General features: G+C 68.8%; 21 protein-coding genes and 1 pseudogene. 11 read left to right on the top strand and 11 right to left on the bottom strand.

All coding sequences use genetic code 11. From position 1 onward, the window contains the following. The first annotated feature begins 78 nt into the window (after window positions 1–78). Window positions 79–729, top strand: a complete 651-nt coding sequence (locus OG905_RS20460; RefSeq protein ID WP_328674373.1) for an HAD family hydrolase — start codon at window positions 79–81, stop codon at window positions 727–729. A gap of 282 nt (window positions 730–1,011) precedes the next feature. Next, the gene (locus tag OG905_RS20465; protein ID WP_443044079.1) at window positions 1,012–2,778 is read left to right on the top strand and encodes a globin domain-containing protein; all 1,767 of its coding nucleotides are present in this window, start codon (window positions 1,012–1,014) and stop codon (window positions 2,776–2,778) included. A gap of 25 nt (window positions 2,779–2,803) precedes the next feature. Here OG905_RS20465 and OG905_RS20470 read toward each other — a convergent pair whose 3' ends face one another. From OG905_RS20470 to OG905_RS20490, 5 genes are all read right to left on the bottom strand, one after another. Further along, window positions 2,804–3,283, bottom strand: a complete 480-nt coding sequence (locus OG905_RS20470) for an NUDIX domain-containing protein (protein WP_266480665.1) — start codon at window positions 3,281–3,283, stop codon at window positions 2,804–2,806. A gap of 52 nt (window positions 3,284–3,335) precedes the next feature. After that, window positions 3,336–4,226, bottom strand: a complete 891-nt coding sequence (locus tag OG905_RS20475; protein ID WP_328674375.1) for a LysR family transcriptional regulator — start codon at window positions 4,224–4,226, stop codon at window positions 3,336–3,338. Between the two features lie 295 nt (window positions 4,227–4,521). Beyond that, entirely contained in the window at window positions 4,522–5,673 is a 1,152-nt protein-coding gene (locus OG905_RS20480; protein WP_328674376.1) for a cystathionine gamma-lyase, read from the bottom strand. After that, window positions 5,670–6,167 (bottom strand): low molecular weight protein-tyrosine-phosphatase, encoded by a 498-nt coding sequence (locus tag OG905_RS20485; protein ID WP_328674377.1) that lies wholly within the window; start codon window positions 6,165–6,167, stop codon window positions 5,670–5,672. Before OG905_RS20485 ends, OG905_RS20480 begins: the two co-directional genes overlap by 4 nt. Before the next feature lie 7 nt (window positions 6,168–6,174). Beyond that, complete coding sequence (locus tag OG905_RS20490) at window positions 6,175–6,552, bottom strand: phage holin family protein (RefSeq protein ID WP_328674378.1); 378 nt, start codon at window positions 6,550–6,552, stop codon at window positions 6,175–6,177. 51 nt (window positions 6,553–6,603) lie between these two features. Between OG905_RS20490 and OG905_RS20495 the strand changes: the two genes are divergently transcribed. The 3 genes from OG905_RS20495 to OG905_RS20505 all read left to right on the top strand — a co-directional run bounded on the left by OG905_RS20495 (window position 6,604) and on the right by OG905_RS20505 (window position 8,050). Next, window positions 6,604–6,921: a cupin domain-containing protein gene (locus OG905_RS20495; protein ID WP_328674379.1), complete on the top strand. Its 318-nt coding sequence runs from the start codon at window positions 6,604–6,606 to the stop codon at window positions 6,919–6,921. 127 nt (window positions 6,922–7,048) lie between these two features. Next, window positions 7,049–7,261 (top strand): DUF5326 family protein, encoded by a 213-nt coding sequence (locus OG905_RS20500; protein ID WP_328682493.1) that lies wholly within the window; start codon window positions 7,049–7,051, stop codon window positions 7,259–7,261. 354 nt (window positions 7,262–7,615) lie between these two features. Then, window positions 7,616–8,050, top strand: coding sequence for an SsgA family sporulation/cell division regulator (locus tag OG905_RS20505; RefSeq protein WP_328674380.1), 435 nt, complete (start codon window positions 7,616–7,618; stop codon window positions 8,048–8,050). A gap of 31 nt (window positions 8,051–8,081) precedes the next feature. On the opposite strand, the gene OG905_RS20510 is transcribed toward OG905_RS20505, so the two are convergent. Continuing rightward, complete coding sequence (locus OG905_RS20510) at window positions 8,082–9,410, bottom strand: YibE/F family protein (RefSeq protein ID WP_328674381.1); 1,329 nt, start codon at window positions 9,408–9,410, stop codon at window positions 8,082–8,084. A 198-nt stretch (window positions 9,411–9,608) separates the two neighbouring features. Here OG905_RS20510 and thiC point away from each other — a divergent pair, with 198 nt between their 5' ends. Next, entirely contained in the window at window positions 9,609–11,399 is a 1,791-nt protein-coding gene (gene thiC, locus OG905_RS20515; protein ID WP_328674382.1) for a phosphomethylpyrimidine synthase ThiC, read from the top strand. A 163-nt stretch (window positions 11,400–11,562) separates the two neighbouring features. On the opposite strand, the gene OG905_RS20520 is transcribed toward thiC, so the two are convergent. The 3 genes from OG905_RS20520 to OG905_RS20530 form a co-directional block, all read right to left on the bottom strand. Then, window positions 11,563–12,390, bottom strand: coding sequence for a hypothetical protein (locus OG905_RS20520; RefSeq protein WP_328674383.1), 828 nt, complete (start codon window positions 12,388–12,390; stop codon window positions 11,563–11,565). 147 nt (window positions 12,391–12,537) lie between these two features. Then, window positions 12,538–13,629: a metallophosphoesterase gene (locus OG905_RS20525; protein ID WP_443044080.1), complete on the bottom strand. Its 1,092-nt coding sequence runs from the start codon at window positions 13,627–13,629 to the stop codon at window positions 12,538–12,540. A gap of 159 nt (window positions 13,630–13,788) precedes the next feature. Continuing rightward, the gene (locus OG905_RS20530; RefSeq protein ID WP_328674385.1) at window positions 13,789–14,901 is read right to left on the bottom strand and encodes a LacI family DNA-binding transcriptional regulator; all 1,113 of its coding nucleotides are present in this window, start codon (window positions 14,899–14,901) and stop codon (window positions 13,789–13,791) included. A gap of 370 nt (window positions 14,902–15,271) precedes the next feature. On the opposite strand from OG905_RS20530, the gene hisC reads away from it, so the two are divergent. Continuing rightward, window positions 15,272–16,351 (top strand): histidinol-phosphate transaminase, encoded by a 1,080-nt coding sequence (gene hisC / locus OG905_RS20535; protein WP_328674386.1) that lies wholly within the window; start codon window positions 15,272–15,274, stop codon window positions 16,349–16,351. Between the two features lie 44 nt (window positions 16,352–16,395). On the opposite strand, the pseudogene OG905_RS20540 reads toward hisC, so the two are convergent. Beyond that, window positions 16,396–16,590: pseudogene (locus tag OG905_RS20540) on the bottom strand (cyclophilin-like family protein); the annotation flags it as partial. Between the two features lie 187 nt (window positions 16,591–16,777). Here OG905_RS20540 and OG905_RS20545 point away from each other — a divergent pair. The 4 genes from OG905_RS20545 (at window position 16,778) to OG905_RS20560 (ending at window position 24,030) form a co-directional block, all read left to right on the top strand. Further along, window positions 16,778–18,286 carry a cytochrome ubiquinol oxidase subunit I gene (locus OG905_RS20545; RefSeq protein WP_328674387.1) on the top strand — a complete coding sequence of 503 codons (1,509 nt, stop codon included), beginning with the start codon at window positions 16,778–16,780 and terminating at the stop codon, window positions 18,284–18,286. A 22-nt stretch (window positions 18,287–18,308) separates the two neighbouring features. Next, the gene (gene cydB, locus OG905_RS20550; RefSeq protein WP_328674388.1) at window positions 18,309–19,310 is read left to right on the top strand and encodes a cytochrome d ubiquinol oxidase subunit II; all 1,002 of its coding nucleotides are present in this window, start codon (window positions 18,309–18,311) and stop codon (window positions 19,308–19,310) included. A gap of 15 nt (window positions 19,311–19,325) precedes the next feature. Next, window positions 19,326–22,907: a thiol reductant ABC exporter subunit CydD gene (gene cydD, locus OG905_RS20555; protein WP_328674389.1), complete on the top strand. Its 3,582-nt coding sequence runs from the start codon at window positions 19,326–19,328 to the stop codon at window positions 22,905–22,907. A 79-nt stretch (window positions 22,908–22,986) separates the two neighbouring features. After that, window positions 22,987–24,030, top strand: a complete 1,044-nt coding sequence (locus OG905_RS20560; protein WP_328674390.1) for a M23 family metallopeptidase — start codon at window positions 22,987–22,989, stop codon at window positions 24,028–24,030. Here the strand turns inward: OG905_RS20560 and OG905_RS20565 are convergent. Further along, window positions 24,027–24,914, bottom strand: coding sequence for a Cof-type HAD-IIB family hydrolase (locus tag OG905_RS20565; protein ID WP_328674391.1), 888 nt, complete (start codon window positions 24,912–24,914; stop codon window positions 24,027–24,029). The two genes, OG905_RS20560 and OG905_RS20565, sit on opposite strands and share 4 nt — an antisense overlap. Between the last annotated feature and the right edge of the window lie 69 nt (window positions 24,915–24,983).

Raw genomic sequence — 24,983 nt, forward strand, 5'->3', positions numbered from 1 at the left:
CGTGAAACACCGTGCCGGGCGGGCAGACGTATCGCGTCTGACAGCGGGAGTAGCGCCGCGTACTAACCTCGGCGTTACATGGCGTACCGGAAGAGAAGACCCAGGCTTCACATCTTCGATCTCGACGGCACTTTGATCCGTGGATCGGCGGCGCCCGTGGAGATATCCCGGCAGCTGGGGCTGCTGGAGGAGATCGGCGAGCTGGAGCGGGAGTTGATCGCCGGAACGATAGGCCCGCCGGAGTATGCGGTGCGTGTGCATGGGCTCTGGGGCGGCCTCACGGAGGCTCATGTTTCGGCAGCGTTCGAGGCTGCACCCTGGCTCGACGGTATCCAGGAGGTGTGGCGGGAGATCCGTGAGAGCGGGGACTACTGCGCCGTCATTTCCCTCTCACCGTCCTTCTTTGTGGAGCGGCTGCTGGGCTGGGGGGCTCATGCGGCACATGGATCACGCTTTCCCGACGTGCCGTTCACCCGGCCTGTGGAGCCGTCGGGCATTCTCACTGCCGCCGCGAAAGTGAAGATCGCGAATCGGCTCTGTGCAGAGTTTGGGGTAGGCCTGGACACATGCGTTGCATATGGTGATTCCATGTCCGACGCGGAGATCTTCGCGGTAGTGCCCACGGCGGTGGCGATGAACGCCGATCACCATCTGTCGGGTCTGGCCACGCATGCCTATACGGGGGGCGATCTGCGCGAGGCCTACGAACTGGTGCGATTCCGCCGCTAGTTCAGGAGCCCGGAGGTGGTCCGGGCGACCCGGAATTTGGACATGGGGGCAATGGAGCCTAACGAAAAAGCGGGTCCGGATGCCCGGACTTTCCGCTCTTTGTCCCCTGTGTTGATGCTGCCTGGCATGCTGCGACGACGGGCGCTGCGGGCAATGTCACATTTCTGGCTCAGTCGTCCCGATTCAGCTTGCGGTCGTGGTTAGTGTGGGCTGGCAGTAGTCCTGAGCGAAGCGGGGAATGAAGCACGTTCCGAGCCGGCGGAAGTGCGGACCGACCGAAAGATGTTCGAGGCGAGGCAGACAATGGACGCTCCGACCACCACGTCGGCCGACAATGGCACTTCGGACGAGAGCAGCGGGGGCGGATGGTTCACCCCTCGTAAGCGGCCGGTCCAGGACCGGACCGACCCTGGTGAGGGGGCTTCCGCGGGTGACGCGGGTCAGGAGCGGACAGCGGCCCCGAGGCGTCCTGTCGCTTCCATACGCCCGGTCGGCTCCGTCACCTCTCGTCCGGCGCGGCCGGGGGCGAGGGATGAGCCGCCGCCCACGACTCCCGTCGCCGAGGCCCCGCCGGCCGGTGCGGCCGAGACCGCGGGTGGGCGCCAGGATCCCCGTGCCCGCGAAAGCCACGCGGATCCTCGCGTGCCGAGCCCGCGTGAGGCGGCCAGCTCCCACCAAGCCCCTTGGCCCCGTGATGCGATCTGGCCCGCCGAGAGCCCGCGGCGGCTCCATATCGCGGGCGAGGTGGGGGAGGACCGGCCTCACGAACCGGCGGGGCAGTCTCACGGCACAGCGGGCAGCCCACGAGAAGCCGCGGAACGGCCCTACGAAGGCATAGAACCGCGCGAAGTCCCCCGGCCGCGCGAAGCGCCGCGTGGGGCCCCGCGCGAAGCCCCCCGTGACACTCCCCACCCGGAGCCCGCCGCGCCCGCCGGTGACGCATCGCCCGACGCGATCCTCATCCGCCGCACCATGGCGGAGATCGGGCCCGTCGCTGACAAGGTCACCTCGTACTTCTACGCCCTGCTGTTCGTCCGCCACCCCGAGCTGCGCAGCCTCTTCCCCGCCGCCATGGATGCCCAGCGCGACCGGCTCCTCAAGGCCCTGCTCACCGCCGCCGAGCACATGGACAACGCGGAGGTGCTCACCGACTACCTCCAGCACCTGGGCCGCGGCCACCGCAAGTACGGCACCGAACCCGCGCACTATCCCGCCGTCGGCGAGGCCCTGCTCGGAGCGCTGACCCGGTACGCCACGTCGACCTGGGACGAGGAGACCGAGGCTGCTTGGGTGCGCACCTACACCACGATCTCGCAGATCATGATCGACGCGGCCGCCGAGAACGAGCGGACGGCGCCCGCCTCGTGGCACGCCGAGGTGGTGTCGCACGATCTCCGGACCCCCGACATCGCGATCATCACCGTGCGCCCGGACCAGCCGTATGCATTCCTGGCCGGGCAGTACACGAGCCTGGAAACGCCCTGGTGGCCGCGGATCTGGCGGCACTACTCCTTCGCCGGTGCGCCCCGCGCCGACGGTCTGCTCTCCTTCCACGTCAAGGCGGTCCCGGCGGGCTGGGTCTCCAACGCCCTGGTCCGCCACGCGCGCCCCGGCGACATGCTGCGGCTCGGGCCCCCTGCGGGATCCATGACCGTCGACCACTCCACCGACAACGGCCTGCTCTGTCTGGGCGGCGGCACCGGTATCGCGCCCATCAAGGCACTGGTCGAGGACGTAGCCGAGCACGGTGAGCAGCGCCCGGTGGAGGTCTTCTACGGGGCGCGTACCGACTACGACCTGTACGACATCGACACCATGCTCCGGCTCCAGCAGACGCACCCGTGGCTGTCGGTGCGCGCGGTAGTGGACGACCGTGCGCAGTTCCCGGACGCGGTGCGGGAGTTCGGCCCGTGGTACGAGTACGACGCCTATCTCTCGGGGCCGCCCGGCATGATCCGCAGCGGTGTGGACGCGTTGCGCGGCATCGGAATCCCGTCCGCCCGGATCCGCCACGACTCCCTCGAAGAGCTCGTCGCGACGGGCGACTAGCGCACGACAGCCGAGGCGGGCAGGGTCAGCCCAGGTCAGGGGCGTGCATCGCGCGTACGCCCTCGATATTGCCGTCCAGGTAGTGCCGCAGTGACAGCGGTACGAGATGGACGGCGGCGATGCCGACCCGGCTGAACGGCACCCGTACGATCTCGTACTCCCCGCTGGGTTCGTCGATCTCCGGGCCGTGCCGTCGCGAGGGGTCCATGGACTCCAGCCGGCAGACGAAGAAGTGCTGCACCTTCACCCCCGTCACACCGCCGTCGGCGATGTGCTCGACGGTGTCGACGAAGCAGGGCACCACATCCGTGATCTTGGCGCCGAGCTCTTCGTCCACCTCCCGGTGGAGCGCGTCCACCACGGTGGCGTCCTCGGGCTCGACTCCGCCGCCGGGCGTGAGCCAGTAGGGATCCACGCCGGGCTTGGTGCGCTTGATGAGGACGAGATCGTCGCCGTCGAGCAGGATGGCGCGTGCGGTGCGCTTGACCACTGGCCGTTCGGTCATGGCTAGAAAATGGCCCGCCAGGCCCGTTCTGAAACTCCTGTCAGCCCTTCGGTCACCAGTCGACCGCAGCACGCAGCAGCCACTCGTGCGCCCGCGCGATGTGCGGGAGTGCGAGTGTGCCGGTCCGGACGACGAGAAAGTACGTACGCAGCGGGGGTACCGGAGGGTCGAGCAGTGCCACCACACGCCCGCTGCGGAGCTCCTCCTCGCACAGATAGCGCGGCAGCACGGCGAGGCCCGCGCCCGAGGCCGCGGTCTCCAGGACGGCCCGCAGGTCGGGGGCGATCACGGCGCCCGCGGCGGCCGGCCGGGAGTCGAAGACGGCGGACCAGTAGCGCGAGACGAACGGCAGGGATTCGTGGACTTCCACGACGGGCAACTGCTCGAGCACCACATGCCCGCCGCGCAGCACTCCCGGCCCCAGCCGGGCCGCCCAGCGCGGCGAGGCGACCAGGACGTGCTCCTCGTCGCAGAGCGGTGTCGCCGTGAGCAGTCCGCCGCGCGGACGGGCGGTGGCGATGGCCAGATCATGGTGTCCGGCGGCCAGACCCTCCAGCGTCTCCTCGGCGTTCCCGAACGAGGCTCGCAGCGCGAGGCCCTGGGATATGAGCGGGGTGAGGGCGGGCAGGGCCCGCAGCGACACGAACTCCGGGGGACCCGCCAGATGCAGGGTCCGTACGCCCGACTCCTCGTCGAGACCGGTCTCGGTGATCTCGACCAGGGCGTCCAGATGAGGAGCGGCCCGGTGCGCGAGTTCGTCGCCGATGGTCGTGGGCGTCACACCGCGGGCCTGGCGCAGGAACAGGGGCCGCCCCAGCTGCTTCTCCAGCGTGCGGATCTGTCCGGTCACGGCGGGCTGGGAGAGCCCCAGCAGTGCGGCGGCACGGGTGAAGGAGCCGGCCCGGTGCACCGTGACGAATGTGCGCAGCAGGGCCAGATCCATGCCAAGCCCCTCTCGACCGACGATGCCCGCGGACCGGACAACTATAAATAAGTCGATAGGTCGCTGTCGCTACTGTGATTGGACACTGACGCAGGGTCAACTAGCCTTGTTCGCGCGGTTCTTCGCGCATGGAACCGAGGGCGGTCCGAGCCATGAGGGGGGAGGCTCGGACCGCCCGTTGTACGTAGCGCCGCTCAGCGCGCCGTTGTACTCCGGCGTACGCCCCCCGGTCCACGCCGCGCGCGGCTCGGTGCGCTCCCCCCGCCCAAAATCCCCCGGAACCAGCGACTCCGTCCTACCGTCCCGCCTCGTCCAGCGCCCGCAGCACATCCGCCACCAAGTCCACGGCGTCCTCGGCGCCCGCCGAGAAGCGGATGAAGCCCTCCGGAACCGCGTCGCCACCCCAGCGACCGCGCCGCTCCGCGGTGGAACGCACCCCGCCGAAGCTCGTCGCGTCGTCCACCAGTCGCAGCCCGCCCAGGAAGCGTTCCGCGTGCCCCCGATCCGGCAGCACGAACGAGACCACGGAGCCGAAGCGCCGCATCTGCTGCGAGGCGATCTTGTACGAGGGGTCCGACGGCAGCCCCGGATACCGCAGCCCGCTCACCTCGCCCCGGCTGCTCAGCGCCTCCGCGAGTGCCAGCGCATTCGCGCACTGCCGCTCGATCCGCAGCTGAAGCGTGGCCAGCGAGCGGTGTGCGAGCCACGCCTCCATCGGGCCGGGAATCGCCCCGACCACCTTGCGCCAGCGCCGTACACCCGCCACCAACTCCGGGTCCCGGCAGGTCACATGGCCGAGCAGGATGTCTCCGTGGCCCGTCATGCCCTTGGTGTCGCTGGCCACCGAGAAGTCCGCGCCGAGCTCCAGCGGCCGCTGACCGAGCGGCGTCGCGAGGGTGTTGTCGACCGCGACCAGCGTGCCGGCCGCGTGCGCCGCCTCCACCAGCCGCCGTACGTCGCACACATCCAGCCCCGGATTGGACGGCGTCTCGATCCACAGCAGCCGCGCCCCGTCGAGCACACCCAGTTGTGCGTCGCCGCCTGTCGGCGCGGTCCTGACCTCGACGCCGTAGGCCTCGAGACGTTCCCGCAGCAGCGGCAGCGCCTGATAGCCGTCGTCCGGAAGCACTACCGCTTCCCCGGCCTTCAGCTGCGAGAAGAGCACCGCCGAGATCGCCGCCATCCCCGAGGCGAAGGCCACGGTCCCGACGGACTCCCCCGGCGCCTCGAGCTCGCCGATCGCCCGCTCCAGATGGGTCCAGGTCGGGTTCTCGTCACGGCCGTAGGTGTAAGGACCGGTGGGCTCGCCCGGGAGGTGGAAATGGGCCGCGAAGACCGGTCCCGGCAGGGTCGGTTCGTACTTCACCGGCTCGGGCAGTCCGGCCCGTACCGCCCTGGTGCCGTCCCCCTGACTCCCGCCGTCGCCCGCACTCATGCCGCCGCTCATGCCGCACGCTCCTCGACTGCCATCCGTACGACGTCGAGCAGCCCCTCGCTCGCCGCCTCCACCATCTCCATGCACTCCTCGAAACCGTCTATACCGCCGTAATACGGATCCGGAACATCCAGGTCTCCGGCCGCGGACGGGTCGTACGACCGCAGCAGCCGCACCTTCGCGGCGTCCGCGGCCGTCGGCGCGAGCCGCCGCAGCTCCCGCAGATGCCCCTCGTCCAGCGCGATCACCAGATCGAGGAGCGGGAACCAGGAGGCGCGGAACTGCCGGGCGCTGTGCCCGGACTCGTAGCCGTTCGCCTCCAGCACGGCGACGGTGCGGCCGTCCGCACCGTCGCCCTCGTGCCAGCCTCCGGTGCCCGCGCTGTCCACCTCGACCACCCCGTCGAGTCCGGCTTCGGCCACGCGCGCGCGGAAGACGGACTCGGCCATGGGCGAGCGGCAGATGTTGCCGGTGCAGACGAAGCAGACGCGATACGCAGAACTCACTAGGCGTTCAGTCCTTGTCCGGCAGAGCGACATTCATCGCCCACGAAACGACAGAGATGATCAGGCCGCCGAGCACGGCGGTCCAGAAGCCCTCCACATGGAAGTTCAGGTCGAACTGGTCGGCCAGCCAGGAGGTCAGCAGCAGCATCAGGGCGTTGATGACGAGCGTGATCAACCCGAGGGTGAGGATGAACAGCGGCAGGGTCAGCAGCTTCACGATCGGCTTGACGAGGAAGTTGACCAGACCGAAGAGCAGCGCCACCAGGACCAGGGTCCAGGCCTTCTTGCCGGTGCTGTCCCCGGTGAGGGTTATGTCCTCCAGCAGCCAGATAGCCACGAGCAGGGCTGCCGCATTGGCGATCGTCTTGACTAGGAAATTCATCATGTGTCTGATCGTGGCAGACGTGATCGGACCTAGGGCAGGGGCGGACGGACCATGAAGGCATTCCGACTGGATGAGCTGGAGGCGGAGCGCGCCGCCAACGACGGCGCATATCTCCAGTTTCTGCGCGAGCGGAACATGTCGGTCGGGCTGTACGCCCTGGATGCCGGTGATCTCGACCCCCAGCTGCCCCACCGCCAGGATGAGGTCTACTTCGTCGTCAGCGGCCGCGCCTCCATCACGGTCGGGATGGAAACGACCCAGGTCGGACGAGGCGGCGTGGTCTATGTCCCCGCCGGAGCGGCCCATAAGTTCCACCACATCACCGAGGATCTGCGGGTCATGGTGGTCTTTTCTCCCCCTGAGAGCTGACCGGAACCCTGCCCGGTCCCTAGGGGTTCGCTCAGGGGAGATCAAGGGCTCGCAGGCCCCCGGACGTCGCCCCTCGCGCATAGCATCGAAGCCAGGAATCCAGAGAAACGAGGTAGGGACGATGGCTGTGCGGGAGATATTCGCGGGGATGCCGTGGTGGGTGAAGTGGGTCGCGGTGCCCATCATCGCCCTTGTGCTGTTCGGCGGCCTGATCGCGAGCGTGATCGGCTTTGTGATCGGACTGCTCTTCAAGGTCCTGCTGTTCGTCGCGCTTGTCGGCGGGCTCGTCTTTGTCGTACGGAAGTTCATGTCGTCCTCCAGCTCGCGCAGCGACTGGTAGTGACCAAGAGGACATATCCGGACGGGCGATAGCCCGGCCGGGGAACACTCCGAGCGGCGGGCGCTGCGGCTTCTGGAGGCTGCGGGCTCCCATCGGGACGGAGCCCCCGCGAAACAGCTCGCGCGTGAGGCGGGCCCTCCGCTTCCCGTCGTCGCCGTCGCCGACACCCCTTGTGCCCCTGCGGTCGACGCGGGCCGTTCTCGGCTCCCTCGTGTTCTCTATCAGTATCTGAAAACTCACTCCTTGTGATCTTCGAGCGCGTACTGGACGATTACGTCAAGAGGGCCATGGGGATCTTTCCTGGCCTTTTTGCCGAGCTTCCCGTTCACTGCTTCATCCACTGCGGGGTACACGATGCGCGAGTCGGTCCAGGCCGAGGTCCTCATGAGTTTCCTTGTCTCCGAGGAGCTCTCATTCCGGATCCCGGTGGAGATCCGGTACGAGACGAAGGATCCGTTCGCCGTGCGGATGACCTTTCACCTACCCGGAGATGCGCCTGTGACCTGGACTTTCGGTCGGGAACTGCTGGTGGACGGCATCAACGGCCCGAGCGGGGACGGCGATGTGCACATCGCGCCGACTCATCCCGGGAAGCTTTCCGATGTGGCCATCCGGCTCCAGGTCGGCTGCGACCGGGCGCTGTTCCGGGTGAGTGCGGCGCCGCTCGTGGCCTTCCTCGACCGCACGGACAAGCTGGTGCCGCTGGGGCAGGAGCGTACGGTCGTCGACTTCGAGTGCAGTCTCGACGAGGCCCTCGGGCGCATCCTCGCGGAGGAGAACGCCGGCTGAGCAGCGCCGCGGCATCTATTGCTTGTGTGCGCTACCTCTTACGGCGGCGGCCACTGCCGCCACGCATCGCAGCCCGGCCCGTCGCCGGGAGAGGACCCGGCCGGTCGGCGGAGACCACCAGCGCCGCCAGCGCGGTGGTCACAGGCACCGAGGCGACCAGGCCGATCGAACCGATCAGGGTCCGTACGATCTCCTCCGCCACCAGCTCGCTGCTGGCCACCGTCCCCACACTGCTCTGGGCGATCGAGAAGAGCAGCAGCAGCGGCAACGCGGCGCCGGCGTAAGCCAGTACGAGCGTGTTGACGACGGACGCGATGTGGTCCCGGCCGATGCGGATACCGGCCCGGTAGAGCGCCCGCCGACCCATGTCCGGGTCCGCCTGATGCAGTTCCCACACCGCCGAGGTCTGGGTCACCGTCACATCGTCGAGCACACCGAGCGAGCCGATGATGACGCTCGCCAGCAGCAGACCGCTCAAGTCGATGTTCGGAAACAGGCCGTGGATCAGGCCGGTGCTGTCGTCGGTGTTGCCGCTCAGACTCGCCCAGCCGATGAACAGCGAGCCGAGCAGGCCGATCACCAGCAGTGAGATCAGGGTTCCGATCACCGCGACCGAGGTGCGCGCGCTCAGCCCGTGGCACAGATAGAGCGCGATCAGCATGATCGCGCTCGCTCCGACCACCGCGACGATCAGCGGATTGGAGCCCTGCAGGATCGCGGGCAGGATGAACAGGGTCAGTACGGCGAAGGAAGCAGCGAGCGCGATCAGCGCCATCACACCGCGCATCCGCCCCACCAGCACCACCACGAGCGCGAAGATCCCGGCCAGCAGCGCCAACGGGAACCCGCGGTCCACGTCGGTCACGGAGTACTGAAGATCACGGGGCGCGTCGGGGGCGTACGCCACCACCACACCCTGGCCCTCGCTCAACTGCCGGGGCGCGTCGGGCTGGACGATCTCGACGAAGGTGCGGCCCTTGTCCTTGCCGGTGGTGACCTTGACCGTCGCCTTCTTGCATGTGCCCTGTTGGGCATTGACCGCCTCACGTCCCTCCGGTGTGGAGGTGTCGCCGGTCGGCGGGACCTGCGCGGCATTCACGTCCTTGCAGTCGACCTTCTCGACCCGAACCACCTTGCCCTGCTCGGTCTGCCGGTCGAAGCCGACACCGGTGCGCTCATGGCCGGGAGTGCCGCCCGGCCAGAGCACGACGAGGCCCACGACGACGGCCGCGGCGAAAGGGATCAGCACTGCGGCGATGACCTTGCGGAGGTGCTGCGAGACGGGTGCGGCGGGCCCATGGCTGTGCGAGTGGCCATGGGGCTCGGGCGTCTGCGGCGGGGGTGTCGGCGATGAGGTCACCGACCGATCATCGCAAGAACGACGGGGCCCACTGTTCAGCAGGCCAGAAATGACGCTAGCGTGGTGGCACCTTTGCACACGCGGGAGCTCGGAGCACCGGGCTGAGAGGGCGCTGAAATCCGTACGAACCGTACGGAAGCGGCTGCGCCGACCGCCGAACCTGTTACCGGGTAATGCCGGCGTAGGGAGTAGGTCACGATGACCGTTCAGGATGCACGCACGCCTGCCTCGAATCAGCCCGAGGCCGGAAAGTCCATCGGCTGGCACAAGGGATACGTCGAGGGCTCGCGTCCCGACCTCCGGGTGCCGGTCCGCCAGGTGCACCTCACCAACGGCAAGGACGTGACGCTGTACGACACGTCCGGCCCGTACACCGATCCGAACGTCGAGACCGACGTCCGCCGCGGGCTTGCGCCGCTGCGGGAGAACTGGATCATCGGCCGCGGCGACACGGAGGAGTACGCGGGCCGCCCGGTCCGCCCCGAGGACGACGGGATCAAGCACACCTCGCCGAGGGGCGGTCTGCGCAACCTCGACGCGGTCTTCCCCGGCCGCCCGCGCCAGCCCCGGCGGGGACGCGACGGGCAGGCGGTGACGCAGCTCGCGTACGCCCGCCGTGGCGAGATCACGCCGGAGATGGAGTACGTCGCGATCCGCGAGAACGTCTCCCCCGAGGTCGTACGCGAGGAGATCGCCGCAGGTCGCGCGGTCCTTCCCGCCAACGTCAACCACCCGGAGATCGAGCCGATGATCATCGGCAAGCGGTTCCTGGTGAAGGTCAACGCCAACATCGGCAACTCCGCGGTCACTTCCTCCATCGAGGAGGAGGTCGAGAAGATGACCTGGGCGACGCGCTGGGGCGCGGACACGGTCATGGACCTCTCCACCGGCCGCAACATCCACACCACCCGTGAGTGGGTGCTGCGCAATTCTCCCGTGCCGATCGGCACCGTGCCGCTCTACCAGGCGCTCGAGAAGGTCGACGGCAAGGCCGAGGAACTGACCTGGGAGATCTACAAGGACACGGTCATCGAGCAGGCCGAGCAGGGCGTCGACTACATGACGGTCCACGCGGGTGTGCGGCTGCCGTACGTCCCGCTGACCGCCAACCGCAAGACCGGCATCGTCTCGCGCGGCGGCTCGATCATGGCGGCCTGGTGTCTCGCGCACCACAAGGAGTCGTTCCTGTACGAGAACTTCGAGGAGCTCTGCGAGATCCTCGCCGCGTACGACGTGACGTACTCCCTCGGCGACGGTCTGCGGCCCGGCTCGATCGCGGACGCCAACGACGAGGCGCAGTTCGCTGAGTTGCGCACGCTCGGGGAACTCAACTCGATCGCGAAGCGTTTCAATGTGCAGACGATGATCGAAGGACCTGGTCACGTCCCGATGCACAAGATCAAGGAGAACATCGACCTCCAGCAGGAGATCTGCGAGGAGGCCCCCTTCTATACGCTCGGCCCGCTCACCACGGACGTGGCCCCCGCGTATGACCACATCACCTCCGGCATCGGGGCGGCGATGATCGCCTGGTGGGGCACGGCGATGCTCTGCTACGTCACGCCCAAGGAGCACTTGGGCCTGCCGAACCGTGACGACGTCAAGACGGGCGTCATCACCTACAAGATCGCTGCCCATGCGGCCGACCTCGCCAAGGGGCACCCGGGCGCGCAGGAGTGGGACGACGCGCTGTCCGACGCCCGGTTCGAGTTCCGGTGGGAGGACCAGTTCAATCTGGCCCTCGACCCGGACACGGCACGGGAGTTCCACGACGAGACGCTCCCGGCCGAGCCGGCGAAGACCGCGCACTTCTGCTCGATGTGCGGTCCGAAGTTCTGCAGCATGAAGATTAGCCAAAGCATCACAGAGCAGTTTGGCGGTACTGCGGCGGCAGGGGCGACGGCTGAGGAGGTCGCCGAGGGGATGCTCCGGAAGTCGAAGGAGTTCGCCGAGGCGGGGAACCGCGTGTACCTGCCGCTCGCCGACTGACGCTCACGCGCAAACGGCCGGTGCATCCGAGGTCCCCCCGATACCGTCGAGGCGTGTCCGGCGGCGTCGGGTTGGTCACCCGAAGGCGTACGCCGGTTCACGTCAGCGAGGGCCATGCGGTGACGCCCGCGGCTGGGTCGTGTCCCCCCAGCACCGGCCGGGATCACTCCGGCTGGTGCTCGGGGCCGCCGAAGTCCGGGCTGGTGAAGTCCGGGCTGGTGAAAGTGGGGCGCTGGCCCGACGTCGAGCCCTCGCTCGGGCTGGAGTAGTCCGGACCGCTGTAGCCGACCTTCGGGATACGGCTCACATGGCGCGGCGGGGCCGCGGAGGTCGGGTCGGCGCTGGGGTCGGCGAGCGCTGCTCGCAGGAAGGGCAGGAGACCGCGCTCCAGCAGGGCGTGCCGCCAGGCCTCTTTGGCCCGGGACACCTCGTCGGGTAGCTCGCCCGTCGATTCCTCGGCCGGGACTTGGGTGGCGCCATTGCGCAGCGCGGTCAGCAGCAGCCCTATCGCGGCGACCAGAATGGCGGCCGCCGTGAGGGCCGCGAAGAACCAGCCCGCCGAGACCAGGGTCGCCGCGAAAGAGGGCGTGGGGCTGAGCATCTTCAGGATGTAGCCAACCAGCAGGAAGATCAGTGCGGCTGTCCCCGCGAGCACCGGGGCCAGCACGGCTATGACGGCGGCGAACCCGGCGCCGTTCTGGGATGCCCCGTCCTCGGCGGAGGCGGGCACGGAGATCCGCATGGAAGCGGCGGCCGCGGGGGAACGCATCTCCTCGCGGATCTTTGTGTAGTGCTCGTACTCGGCAGCGGCGGCGGTGGTGATCAGTGCCGTCGCGTTCAGGGCCATCGTGCGCAGCTGCTCGGCGTTCAGACGCTGCCCCACGGCAGCAAGGTCCGGACGGTCATGGGCGTTGCGCAGCGCGTCGTCGAGGATGCGCTCATACTCGGCGCGGTCCTCGGTCAGCAGGTGCGGAGCGCTGTTCATGTGCATCCCCCGATGCTCCGTAGGGCCGGGTTGCCCGCATCGATCGGGCAGTTGGGCAGAAACGGAGGAGAGCCTGCTACGGATAAGCCGATGGTAGAGCGGTTACGGCACGGGGTGACAGGGGCTTTCCGTAAATCGCCTCCCGGGCTCTGCTCAATTGGACAGAGGAAGTTGGACGACAAGCAGCTTTCCGGCCATGGTCACGCCACCGTCCATGGCGATCGCGAGCCCGTCCGCGTACACATGCGGACCTTCGACAACCGGACGCGCTTCGTCCTCGCCGTCCTCGGTTCCCACCTCGCCGAGCAGATACGGAATGGGGCTGTGGCCGTGCACGACGCGGTTGCCGCCGTAGGCGGAGAGCAGTTCGCGTACGGCCTGCGGTCCCTCGTCGTCACGGAAGGCGAACCGCTTGGTGAGTTTGCGGAACAGGTCCCAGCACTCGTCGGCGTCATTGCGGGTGAGGATCGCGTGCACCGTGTCGTTGACGTCTTCGATGCTGGAGCCGTATTCCAGATACGCGGTGGTGTCGGAGTGCATCAGCAGATGCTCATCCTCCTCGATCACCGCGTCGAGCCGCGCCATCCACTGCAGATGGACCTCCTGGAGCCGGTCCATATCGGACTTCTGACCGCCGTTGAGCAGCCAGGCGGCCTGGAAGGTGGCGGTGCCGGCGCCGGAGTTGACCGGGGTGTCGCCGAACCGCTTGGCGCCGAGGAGCAGCAGTTCGTGATTGCCCATCAGGGCCTTGCAGTAGCCGCCGGCGGCCGCGGCCTCGGCGGAGAGCCGCATGACGAGGTCGATGACGCCGATCCCGTCGGGACCGCGGTCGGTGAAGTCGCCAAGGAACCAGAGGCGGGCATGGCCCGCCGCCCATTGGCCCTCGGCGTCGATGAGGCCCTGTTCGGTGAGGGCGGCTACGAGTTCGTCGAGATAGCCGTGGACATCGCCCACGACATAGAGCGGGCCGAGGCCTTCGGGCGCGGGCGCCTCGTCGGGCGCGACCTGCACCTGGACGGTGTCGCCGGGACCGCCGGCGCTGATCACCGGGAGGTCGCGCGCGGTGGGGGTGTAGCCGTCCGGGGTTTCGCCCTCGGGGACCGCGTTGCCGGGGTGGCTCGACTCCGGCGACTGTTGTGACTGCACGGGCACCTGCGCGTAGGGCGGCACACGGAAATCGCGCAATGTCGCCGTCCGCACCACGGGTCCTTGACCGGCCCCCTGAGTCATCGACCCCTCCACCACCGTCGCGCCGCCGTTCACCTCTCGGCCCAGCCTGGTCGGGGTGGTCCGCGGTGTCGTGCGCCCATCATAGGAATGAGCTCCGCGCTGTGTGACGCACCAGGGGTGGTGAATCCATCAGCACCCCTGGTTCGCCGGTTGTTTCGTCCCGATTTATTAGGTCTAGTCCGGTGAAGGTGATCGCGGGGCGCTCACGGTCGTTCGCGGAGGGCGGCGCTGCGAGGACGTTCGCACGATCAGTTCGGTCGGTATCACCTGTTCAACCGGCCGGTCCTCGTTGATGCCTTCGATGGCGTCGATCAGGAGTTGGACGACCGCTGTGCCGATCCTGCGCGGTTTGAGCGAGAGCGTGGTGATGGGCGGTTCGGTGGTGGCGTACACGGTCGATTCGCTGCAGCAGACGAGCAGCAGATCCTCGGGGACGCGCAGGCCGTACCGCCGGGCGGCGGCCAGCAGATCGGTGCCGTTGGGGTCGAAGAGTCCGTAGACCGCGTCGGGTCTGTCCGGGCGGGCGAGCAGCCGGTCGGCGGCGACTGCGCCGGCGCACGGGTCATGGGCGGGGTAGGACTCGTAGACCGGATCCTGGCCCACGCGCTCGCACCAGTTCAGATAGGCGGTGGTGGACAGGCGGGTGTAGGTGTCGGTGGTGGTGCCGGTGAGCAGGCCGATCCGGCGGGCGCCTGCGTCGGCGAGATGGTCGAGCAGATCGAGTACGGCGGCTTCGTGGTCGTTGTCGACCCAGGCGGTGACCGGAAGAGTTCCGGCCGGCCGGCCGTCGGAGACGACGGGCAGGCCCTGGCGGACGAGTTCGGTGACGACCGGATCATGGTCGGAGGGGTCGATGACGACGGTGCCGTCGAGAGCGACGTTCGACCAGACGTCATGGCGTGAGGTCGCGGGCAGGATGACAAGGGCGTAGCCGCGGGCGAGCGCGGCCGAGGTTGCGGCTCTCGCCATTTCGGCGAAGTACGCGAATTCGGTGAAGGTGAAAGGTTCATCCCCGTACGTCGTCACCGTCAGGCCGATCAGGCCTGATTTTCCGGTACGGAGGGTTCGGGCCGCTGCGGAAGGGCGGTAGCCCAGCCGGTCGGCGACTTCGCGGACATGTCGGCGGGTGGCGTCCGGGAGCCGGCCCTTGCCGTTGAGCGCGTCTGAGACAGTCGTGATCGAGACACCGGCTGCGGCGGCCACGTCTCGAATGCCCGCCCGACTCTGCCGGCTGCTCCGGCGGGATGTCTCCGTCCGGCTCACCTGGTGCTTCCCTGCTGCTGTCATGGCGAGCCGATAGTAGGGCTCGCGTGGGCGGTTGAGCCGGTCGCATATGCACTCGTTGACAGGCACGTTTCTGCATGATCATTTACGCCCAACTACCTTGGAAGTCAAGGGAGTTGGGTGGTGCGCCCACAGCGTCTCGGGTGCCGGGCCATGCAGGCCTGTCGAATGGTCGATGTTTCGAAGAGGTCTCAACTCACCACTACGGGTGATGCGCGCCACGGAGTGAGCTACCGGCGCGCGCCGCGGAGGGGAGCGCTCCCCCTTTCCCGGACACCGCCATTCGCAGTGGCCGGGAATCCTCATAAGGTGAGCAGTATTCGAACCTGCCCAAGGTGCGAGAAGCTACGAGAAGGCACGAGGAGGACCTGCGGTGAGCGAGACGAGCCCCAAGCTGCGCGCTGAGCTGGACGGCATCCCCACCTACAAGCCGGGCAAGCCCGCGGCTGCCGGCGGCCCGGTCGCGTACAAGCTGTCGTCCAACGAGAACCCCTATCCGCCGCTGCCAGGTGTGATCGAGAGCGCGATCGCCGCGGCGCACGGGTTCAACCGCTACCCGGACATGGCCTGCACCGGCCTGATGAACGAGCTGGCGGACCGCTTCGCCGTGCCGGTGACGCATCTGGCCACCGGCACCGGCTCGGTCGGCGTCGCGCAGTCCTTGCTGCAGTCCACCTCGGGCCCGGGCGACGAGGTCATCTATGCCTGGCGGTCCTTCGAGGCGTACCCGATCATCACGCAGATCAGCGGAGCGAAGTCGGTGCAGGTGCCGCTGACCCCCGGTGAGGTTCACGATCTGGACGCGATGGCCGACGCGATCACCGACAGGACCCGGCTGATCTTCGTCTGCAATCCCAACAACCCGACCGGCACGGTGGTGCGCAGGGCCGAGCTGGAACGGTTCCTCGACCGGGTGCCGTCGGACGTCCTGGTGGTACTGGACGAGGCGTACCGCGAGTTCATCCGCGATGCCGAGGTCCCTGACGGCATCGAGATCTACCGCAACCGCCCCAATGTGGCGGTGCTGCGCACCTTCTCCAAGGCGTACGGCCTGGCGGGACTGCGGGTCGGCTTCGCGATCGCCCATGAGCCGGTGGCCGCGGCGCTGCGCAAGACCGCGGTGCCGTTCGGCGTCTCGCAGCTCGCGCAGGACGCGGCGGTCGCCTCGCTGCGTGCCGAGGACGAGCTGCTCGGCCGGGTCGGCTCCCTGGTCTGCGAGCGCGCGCGGGTCTACGACGGCCTCGTCCAGCAGGGCTGGACGGTGCCGGAGACCCAGGCGAACTTCGTCTGGCTGCGGCTGGGCGAGCGCACGCTCGACTTCGCCGCGGCGTGCGAGAAGGCCGGTGTCGTGGTCCGGCCCTTCGCGGGTGAGGGCGTGCGGGTCACGATCGGGGAGACCGAGGCCAACGACCTCTTCCTGCACACCACCGAAGCGTTCCGCAAGGAGCTCTAGGGGGACACCCTCGAGCCCGGCAAGATCGGCCGGACGGGGCCTAAGACCGTGCCCGGCTCGACCACCTGTCGTGCGCCCGCCTCCAGGGCGGGGGAGACGGTCGTGTCGAAATAGACCTCGTCGCCCCAGGTTCGGGCGGTGGACATGAGTGGCAGAGCCCCTGCGAGCGCCTTGCTCGTGGGGGTCTCTTCAAGGGTTGCGGTCAGGTGCCCGGCGGGCCATGAGATACGTATCTGCATGGGCCGGGTTCAACAAGATGTTGAAGTTCTTGGGAAGGGGCACCCCCGCTCGGCGGTATGGATTTCGCATGAGCCATAATTGCTTGTGAATGTGAACGCGTTCACAAGCTCGTCCTGATCATCCCGGGATCGGTGGGATTGGAGGGGCAGGCTGCCGATCACTACGGCGATGTAAGGAGAAGACGACGTGGACCTGGCTCTGGCGCCCGAGACTCTGGCGCGATGGCAGTTCGGCATCACCACCGTCTACCACTTCCTCTTCGTTCCTCTGACGATCTCGCTCGCCGCGCTCACCGCCGGCCTGCAGACGGCATGGGTGCGGACACAGAACGAGAAGTACCTCAAGGCCACGAAGTTCTGGGGCAAGCTCTTCCTGATCAACATCGCCATGGGGGTCGTCACCGGCATCGTCCAGGAGTTCCAGTTCGGCATGAACTGGTCCGACTACTCGCGCTTCGTCGGTGACATCTTCGGCGCCCCGCTCGCCTTCGAGGCGCTGATCGCGTTCTTCTTCGAGTCCACCTTCATCGGACTGTGGATCTTCGGCTGGGACAAGCTGCCGAAGAAGATCCACCTGGCCTGCATCTGGATGGTGTCGATCGGCACCATCCTCTCCGCGTACTTCATCCTGGCCGCCAATTCCTGGATGCAGCACCCCGTCGGCTACCGCATCAACAAGGAACGCGGGCGGGCCGAACTCACCGACTTCTGGCACGTACTCACCCAGAACACCGCGCTCACCCAGTTCTTCCACACCATCTCGGCGGCCTTCCTCGTCGGTGGCGCGTTCATGGTCGGCATCGCCGCCTTCCATCTGGCGCGCAAGAAGCACATCCCCGTGATGCGCAGTTCGCTGCGGCTCGGGCTGGTCACCATCGTCGTCGCCGGACTACTCACCGCTGTCAGCGGCGATCTGCTCGGCAAGGTCATGTTCAAGCAGCAGCCGATGAAGATGGCCGCAGCCGAGGCGCTGTGGGACGGCGAGGCGCCCGCGCCCTTCTCGGTCTTCGCCTACGGCGACGTCGAAAAGGGCCACAACAAGGTCGCCATAGAGATCCCGGGACTGCTGTCCTTCCTGGCCAACGACGACTTCACCTCGTTCGTCCCCGGCATCAACGACGTCAACAAGTCCGAGCAGGAGAAGTTCGGGCCCGGCGACTACCGTCCCAATATCCCCGTCGCCTACTGGGGCTTCCGCTGGATGATCGGCTTCGGCATGGCGTCCCTCACCATCGGCCTGATCGGACTCTGGCTCACCCGCAAGAAGTTCATGCTGCCGGCGAGCCTGCGGACGGGTGAGGACGAAGTGCCGAATCTGGTGCTCTTCAAGAGCAAGGCGCTGAACCCCAGGCTCACCAAGTGGTACTGGATCATCGCCCTGTGGACGATGGCCTTCCCGCTGATCGCCAACTCCTGGGGCTGGATCTTCACCGAGATGGGGCGGCAGCCCTGGGTCGTGTACGGCGTGCTGCGCACCCGTGACGCTGTCTCCCCCGGTGTCTCGCAGGGCGAGGTGCTCACCTCGATGCTCGTCTTCACCCTGCTCTACGCGGTGCTCGCCGTCATCGAGGTCAAGCTGCTCGTCAAGTACGTCAAGGCCGGACCGCCCGAGCTCACCGAGGCCGACCTCAACCCGCCCACCAAGATCGGCGGCGACGACCGTGACGCCGACCGGCCGATGGCCTTCTCGTACTGAGGCCCTGAGGAGCTGCTGAGGCATGGAACTTCACGACGTCTGGTTCGTACTCATCGCCGTCCTGTGGATCGGCTACTTCTTCCTGGAGGGCTTCGACTTCGGGGTCGGCGTTCTCACCAAGCTGCTCGCGAGGGACCGGACCGAGCGGCGGGTCCTGATCAACACCATCGGGCCCGTCTGGGACGGCAACGAGGTGTGGCTGCTGACCGCCGGCGGTGCGACCTTCGCAGCCTTCCCCGAGTGGTATGCCACCCTCTTCTCCGGCTTCTATCTGCCGCTGCTGCTCATCCTGGTCTGCCTGATCGTGCGCGGAGTCGCCTTCGAGTACCGGCACAAGCGGGACGAGGAGCGCTGGCAGACCAACTGGGAGCATGCGATCTTCTGGACCTCGCTGCTGCCTGCCCTGCTGTGGGGCGTCGCCTTCGGCAACATCGTGCGCGGCGTGAAGATCGACGGACAGAAGGAGTACGTCGGCACCTTCGTCGATCTGCTCAACCCGTACGCGATTCTGGGCGGGCTCGTCACGCTGACCCTGTTCACCTTCCACGGTGCGGTGTTCGCCGCGCTGAAGACGGTGGGCGACATCCGGGCACGGGCGCGCGCCCTGGCCCTGAAGCTGGGGCTGCTCACCGCCGCCCTGGCGCTCGGCTTCCTGATCTGGACGCAGGCCTCGCACGGCGACGGCAAGAGTCTGGTCGCGATGATGGTCGCAGTGGTGGCGCTCGTCGGCGCGATTGTGGCCATCAAGGCGGGGCGCGAAGGCTGGTCGTTCGCGCTGTCCGGTGTCACGATCGCGGCCGCCGTCGCGATGCTGTTCCTGACGCTCTTTCCGAACGTCATGCCGTCCACGCTCAATGAGGAGTGGAGCCTGACGGTCACCAATGCCTCGTCGAGTCCGTACACCTTGAAGATCATGACCTGGTGCGCCGGCATCGCCACTCCGCTGGTGCTGCTCTACCAGGGCTGGACGTACTGGGTCTTCCGCAAGCGGATCGGTACGCAGCACATCGTCGATGCCCATTAGTGGGGGATGTTTCACGTGAAACCGATCGACCCGCGTCTGCTCCGGTACGCCCGGGCCACCCGCCGATTCCTGACCGCGGTGGTGCTCCTCGGACTTGTCGGGGCGGCGCTGGTCGTCGCCCAGGCGATGCTGATCGCCGACGTGGTGGTGGGGGCCTTCCAGAAGGGGCTCTCCGCCGCCGATCTCGGGACACCGCTGATCCTGCTTGCCGCGGTCGCCATCGGCAGGGCGGTCGTCTCCTGGCTGACCGAACTGGCCGCGCACCGGGCGAGTGCGGCGGTCAAGTCGGAGCTACGGGGGCGGTTGCTGGAGCGGGCCGCCGAGCTGGGGCCGGGCTGGCTGAGCGGGCAGCGCACCGGGTCGCTGGTCGCGCTCGCCACGCGCGGAGTCGACGCACTCGACGACTACTTCTCGCGCTATCTCCCGCAGTTGGGGCTCGCGGTCGTCGTGCCGGTGGCGGTGCTGGCGCGGATCGTGACCGAGGACTGGGTCTCGGCGGCGGTCATCGTGGTGACACTGCCGTTGATCCCGGTGTTCATGGTCCTCATCGGCTGGTCCACCCAGGCCCGGATGGACCGCCAGTGGCGGCTGCTGTCCCGGCTGTCGGGGCACTTTCTCGATGTGGTCGGCGGTCTGCCCACCCTGAAGGTCTTCGGTCGGGCGAAGGCGCAGGCCGAGTCGATTCGTTCCATCACCGCGGAGTACCGGCGGGCCACGGTGCGGACGCTGCGGATCGCCTTCCTCTCGTCCTTCGCGCTGGAGCTGCTGTCGACGCTTTCGGTGGCGCTGGTCGCCGTCGGCATCGGGATGCGGCTCGTGCACGGGGATCTGGATCTGTATACGGGTCTGGTGATCCTCATCCTCGCGCCCGAGGCGTATCTGCCGATCCGGCAGGTGGGGGCGCAGTACCACGCGGCGGCGGAGGGGCTTTCGGCCGCGGAGGAGATCTTCCAGGTTCTGGAGACGGAGCCGCGGGCGGGCGGTACAGGGGAGACTCCAAGCAGCCTGCGGCTGGAGCTGGACAGGGTGACCGTCCACCATGCGGGGCGCAGTGAGGCGTCGTTGGACCGGGCCTCACTGGTGGTCGAGCCCGGGGAGACGGTAGCGCTGGTCGGGCCGAGCGGCGTCGGGAAGTCGACGCTGCTGAATGTGCTGCTCGGGTTCGCGGAGCCCGCGGCGGGGAGCGTGCGGGTCGCGGGCGTGGATCTTTCCTCTCTGGACCTGGAGCGGTGGCGGGAGCAAATCGCGTGGGTGCCGCAGCGGCCGTATCTCTTCGCGGGAACGGTCGCGGAGAACGTACGACTGGCGCGGCCGGACGCCGATGAGGCGGCGGTGCAGGACGCGCTGCGGCAGGCGGGGGCGTACGGCTTCGTGGCGGAACTCCCCCAGGGCGTGGACACGCCGCTCGGCGAGGACGGGGCCGGTCTCTCGGCCGGTCAGCGGCAACGGCTCGCGCTGGCCAGGGCGTTCCTAGCGGATCGGCCGCTGCTGCTGCTCGACGAGCCGACGGCGGCGCTGGACGGTGAGACCGAGGCGGGCATCGTCGACGCGGTACGGCGGCTGGCCTCCGGTCGGACGGTGCTTCTGGTCGTCCACCGGCCGGCGCTGCTGGCGGTAGCCGACCGGGTGGTGGAGGTGGGGGGTTCGCAGGGCTCCTTCGGTGTGCCGGGCCCGTCGGTTTCGCCGGACGGTGCCGTGCACAGTGCGGTACGTCCCTCCGAGCGGGGTCCCTCGGCGGCTGCGTCGGAGGGTGTCGGAGAGCTCTCCGGGCGTGGCCATGCCAGGGGCGATACGCCCGGCTTCTCGCCGTCCGGAACCGGTGGGCTCGCGCGGGTGCGGGGGATGGCCGGGGAGCTGCGGGGGCGGTTCGGGCTCGCGTTGCTTCTGGGGAGCCTCGCGCTGGGGTCCGCCGTAGGGCTCATGGCCGTCTCAGGGTGGCTGATCTCGCGCGCCTCCGAGCAGCCACCGGTCCTCTATCTGATGGTGGCCGTGACGGCGACCCGGGCCTTCGGTATCGGGCGGGCCGTCTTCCGCTACGCCGAGCGGCTCGTCTCGCACGACGCCGTGCTGCGGATGCTCGCCGAGCTGAGGGTCGCCGTCTACCGCAGGCTGGAACGCATCGCGCCCGCCGGCCTGAGGCAGACGCGGCGCGGGGATCTGCTGTCCCGGCTCGTCGCCGATGTGGACGCGCTGCAGGACTACTGGCTGCGCTGGCTGCTGCCCGCGGGTGTGGCCGTCGTCGTGGGTGCGGGATCGGTCGGATTCACCGCATGGCTGCTGCCCGAGGCCGGGGCCGTGCTTGCCGTCGGGCTGCTCGTCGCAGGTGTTGCGGTACCGCTGATCAGCGGGACCCTTGCCCGGCGGGCCGAGTGGCAACTCGCCCCCGCACGCGGGTCATTGGCCACCCAGGTCGTTGATCTTCTCGGCGGGACCGCGGAGTTGACCGTCGCCGGAGCCCTGAAGCGACGGATCGAGCAGACGAGGGCGGCCGACAGGCGGCTGACGCGGATCGCGTCGCGCGGGGCCGCGGCCACCGCGCTCGGTGGCGGGCTCTCCGCCCTGGCCTGCGGGTTGACCGTCGTGTGCGCCGCGTTCGCCGGCGTGCAGGCGGTGCGGGACGGACGGCTCGACGGGGTGTCTCTGGCTGTCGTGGTGCTCACCCCCCTCGCCGCCTTCGAGGCGGTCACCTCGCTGCCGCTGGCCGTGCAGTACCGGCAGCGGGTCAAGCGCAGTGCCGAGCGCGTCCACGAGGTCCTGGACGCGCCTCTTCCCGTACACGAGCCGGAGCACAGTGCCACGCCGCCCGCGACGGCGTTCCCGCTCGAAGTGCGGGGACTGAGTGCCCGGTACGCAGGGCAGGAGCGGGACGCGCTCGACGGCTTCGATCTCACCCTTACCGCGGGCAAGCGCATCGCCGTGGTCGGCGCATCGGGCTCGGGGAAGACCACCCTCGCGCAGGTGCTGCTCCGCTTCCTGGACGCCAGGGAGGGGACGTACACGCTCGGCGGTGTGGAGGCGGCAGCGCTCGACGGGGACGCGGTCCGGCGGTTCGTCGGACTGTGCGCGCAGGACGCCCACCTCTTCGACAGTTCCGTACGGGAGAACCTGAGGCTTGCGCGGACGCAGGCGACGGAGGACGAACTCCGGCAGGCGCTGGACAGGGCACGGCTGCTGGAGTGGGTCGACGCACTCCCCGACGGTCTCGACACCCTCGTCGGCGAGCACGGCGCGCAGCTCTCCGGCGGCCAGCGGCAGCGGCTGGCTCTGGCGCGTGCGCTCCTGGCCGACTTCCCGGTGCTCGTGCTCGACGAGCCTGCCGAGCATCTCGACCTGGCGACGGCGGACGCGCTGACGGCGGATCTGCTGACGGCGACCGAGGGCCGGACGACGCTGCTGATCACGCATCGGCTGCAGGGTCTCGACGCCGTGGACGAGATCGTCGTCCTGGCGGCGGGACATACCGCGCAGCGTGGCTCGTATGCGGAGCTCGCCGCGGCCGATGGCCCCCTCCGCAGGATGCTGGAGCGTGAACGGGCCGCCGACCTGCTCTCCGCCCGGATCGGCGAGGCCGCGTACCCGGCTTTCTTCACGAAATAGGACTAATTGCTGGGCCGGTCGGGCGTACGACACCTCACGGGTACCGGGAATCGTCCCGGCGCCGGGTGACGATCCGGGAATGTGCCTGAGACACCGCGACCGGCTGCTGCTCGTCCCGGTGCTGCTGTGCGCGCTCATCGCTACGGCGGTGCCCAAGGCCACGGCGTCCGACGGGCCCAGCGCCAGTGCCGAGGTGGCGCGGCTGTACGAGGACGCTGCCAAGGCCACCGCGACGTACGAACAGGGCCGGCGCGCGGCCGACGCACAGCGCACCGCCGCGGGCCGGCTGCAGGAGCGCCTGAATCGGCAGCGGCTCGAATTCGCCGCGATCCACGACGCGGTGGGCGGTGTGGCCCGTGCCCAGTACCGCACCGGCGGCCCGCTCGCGCTCACCGCCGAGCTGCTGCTCGCCAGAACCCCGGATGAGCTGATGCGCGGACAGCGGCTGGCATGGCAGGCGGAGATTGCCGTGAACCAGCTGATCGGCCGGGCCCGGGCGGCCGAGCGGCGGCTTTCCGTCGCCGAGGCGCAGGCCAGGTCCGCCTGGCGCGAACTCGACGTACGAAAGGAGCGGCTCGCCGCGATCAAGCAGGGCATCGAGACAAAGCTGGAGGTCGCGCAGTGGACGCTCCAGGCGCAGGCGGACGAAAGCGTCGCGGCCGGAAAGTGCGCGGGTGCCGTCGATCTCCACGAGACCGGGGGCGCGCCGCCGCCGGGCACCGCGTGGGTGACGCCGGTGGAGCACTACCAGCTGTCGGCCGGGTTCGACAGTGCCGGTGAGCACTGGGCACACCGGCACACCGGACAGGATTTCGCGGTGGGCATCGGGACCCCGGTGCGCTCGGTCGGGGCCGGGCGCGTGCTCTCGGTCTCCTGCGGCGGCGCCTTCGGGATCCAGATCGTGGTGCAGCACCCGGGCGGCTACTACACGCACTACGCGCATCTGGCGGCGGTCACCGTCGATCAGGGCGAGCAGGTTCGGACCGGGCAGTGGATCGGGCAGACGGGCACGACGGGGAATTCGACGGGGCCGCACCTGCATTTCGAGGTGCGGCTCACGCCGTATCTGGGGTCCGGGGTGGATCCGGTGGTCTGGCTGCGCGAGCACGGGGTCCCGCTCTAGCGGCTGCCGTTGCCCGCGCTGTGCTCGTCGTGCTCCAGGCGGCGGGCGAGTATCTGCTCGATGACGACCGCGACGCCGTCCTCGTTGTTGGCGACGGTCCGCCCGGACGCCGCGGCTATCACGTCCGGATGAGCGTTGCCCATCGCGTACGAGGTTCCCGCCCAGGTCAGCATCTCCACGTCATTGGGCATGTCACCGAAGGCAACGACCTCGTCGGCGGAGATCCCGCGCTCGTCGCAGCAGAGCGCCAGCGTGCTGGCCTTGCTCACACCCAGTCCGCTGATCTCCAGCAGCGCGGTCTGGCTGGAGCGGGTGAAGGACGCGAGCTCGCCGGCCGCCCGTCGGGCCAGGGCGAGGAAGCCGTCGGGGGTCAGCTCGGGGTGATGGGCGAGCAGCTTGATCACCGGGGCTGCGGAGCCGGGCCCCTCCTCGCGGAGCAGCTTCTCGGCGACCGCGACGGTGGCGCCCGGGTCGACATGGAACGGCGGATAGTCCGGCTCGTAGTGGATGCCGGTGACCGTCTCGACCGCGAAAGACGTCCCGGGGGCGGCATCGCGCAGCGTACGTACGACATCGAGGGCCGTATCCCGCTCCAGGGGGCGGACCTCGATCACCTTCCCGCCGGCGTGCAGATCCACGACGGCGGCGCCGTTCGCGCAGATCGCCAGACCGTGGCCGTGGACATGGTCGCTGACGACGTCCATCCAGCGGGCCGGGCGGCCCGTGACGAAGAAGACCTCTATCCCGGCCTCCTCGGCGGCGGCGAGTGCGGCGATGGTGCGGTCCGAGACGGACTTGTCGTCACGCAGCAGAGTGCCGTCGAGATCGGTGGCGATCAGCCGGGGAGCAGCGGGCAGGGCGCGGAGATCGGTAGCTGAGGTCACAGATCCATTCTCCCGTACGCCGGCGCACGGGCGTGCGGGCGGGCGCACATTTGAGTGCGCACGGGCCAC

The sequence above is a fragment of the Streptomyces sp. NBC_00322 genome (assembly GCF_036147535.1).
Taxonomy (GTDB): domain Bacteria; phylum Actinomycetota; class Actinomycetes; order Streptomycetales; family Streptomycetaceae; genus Streptomyces.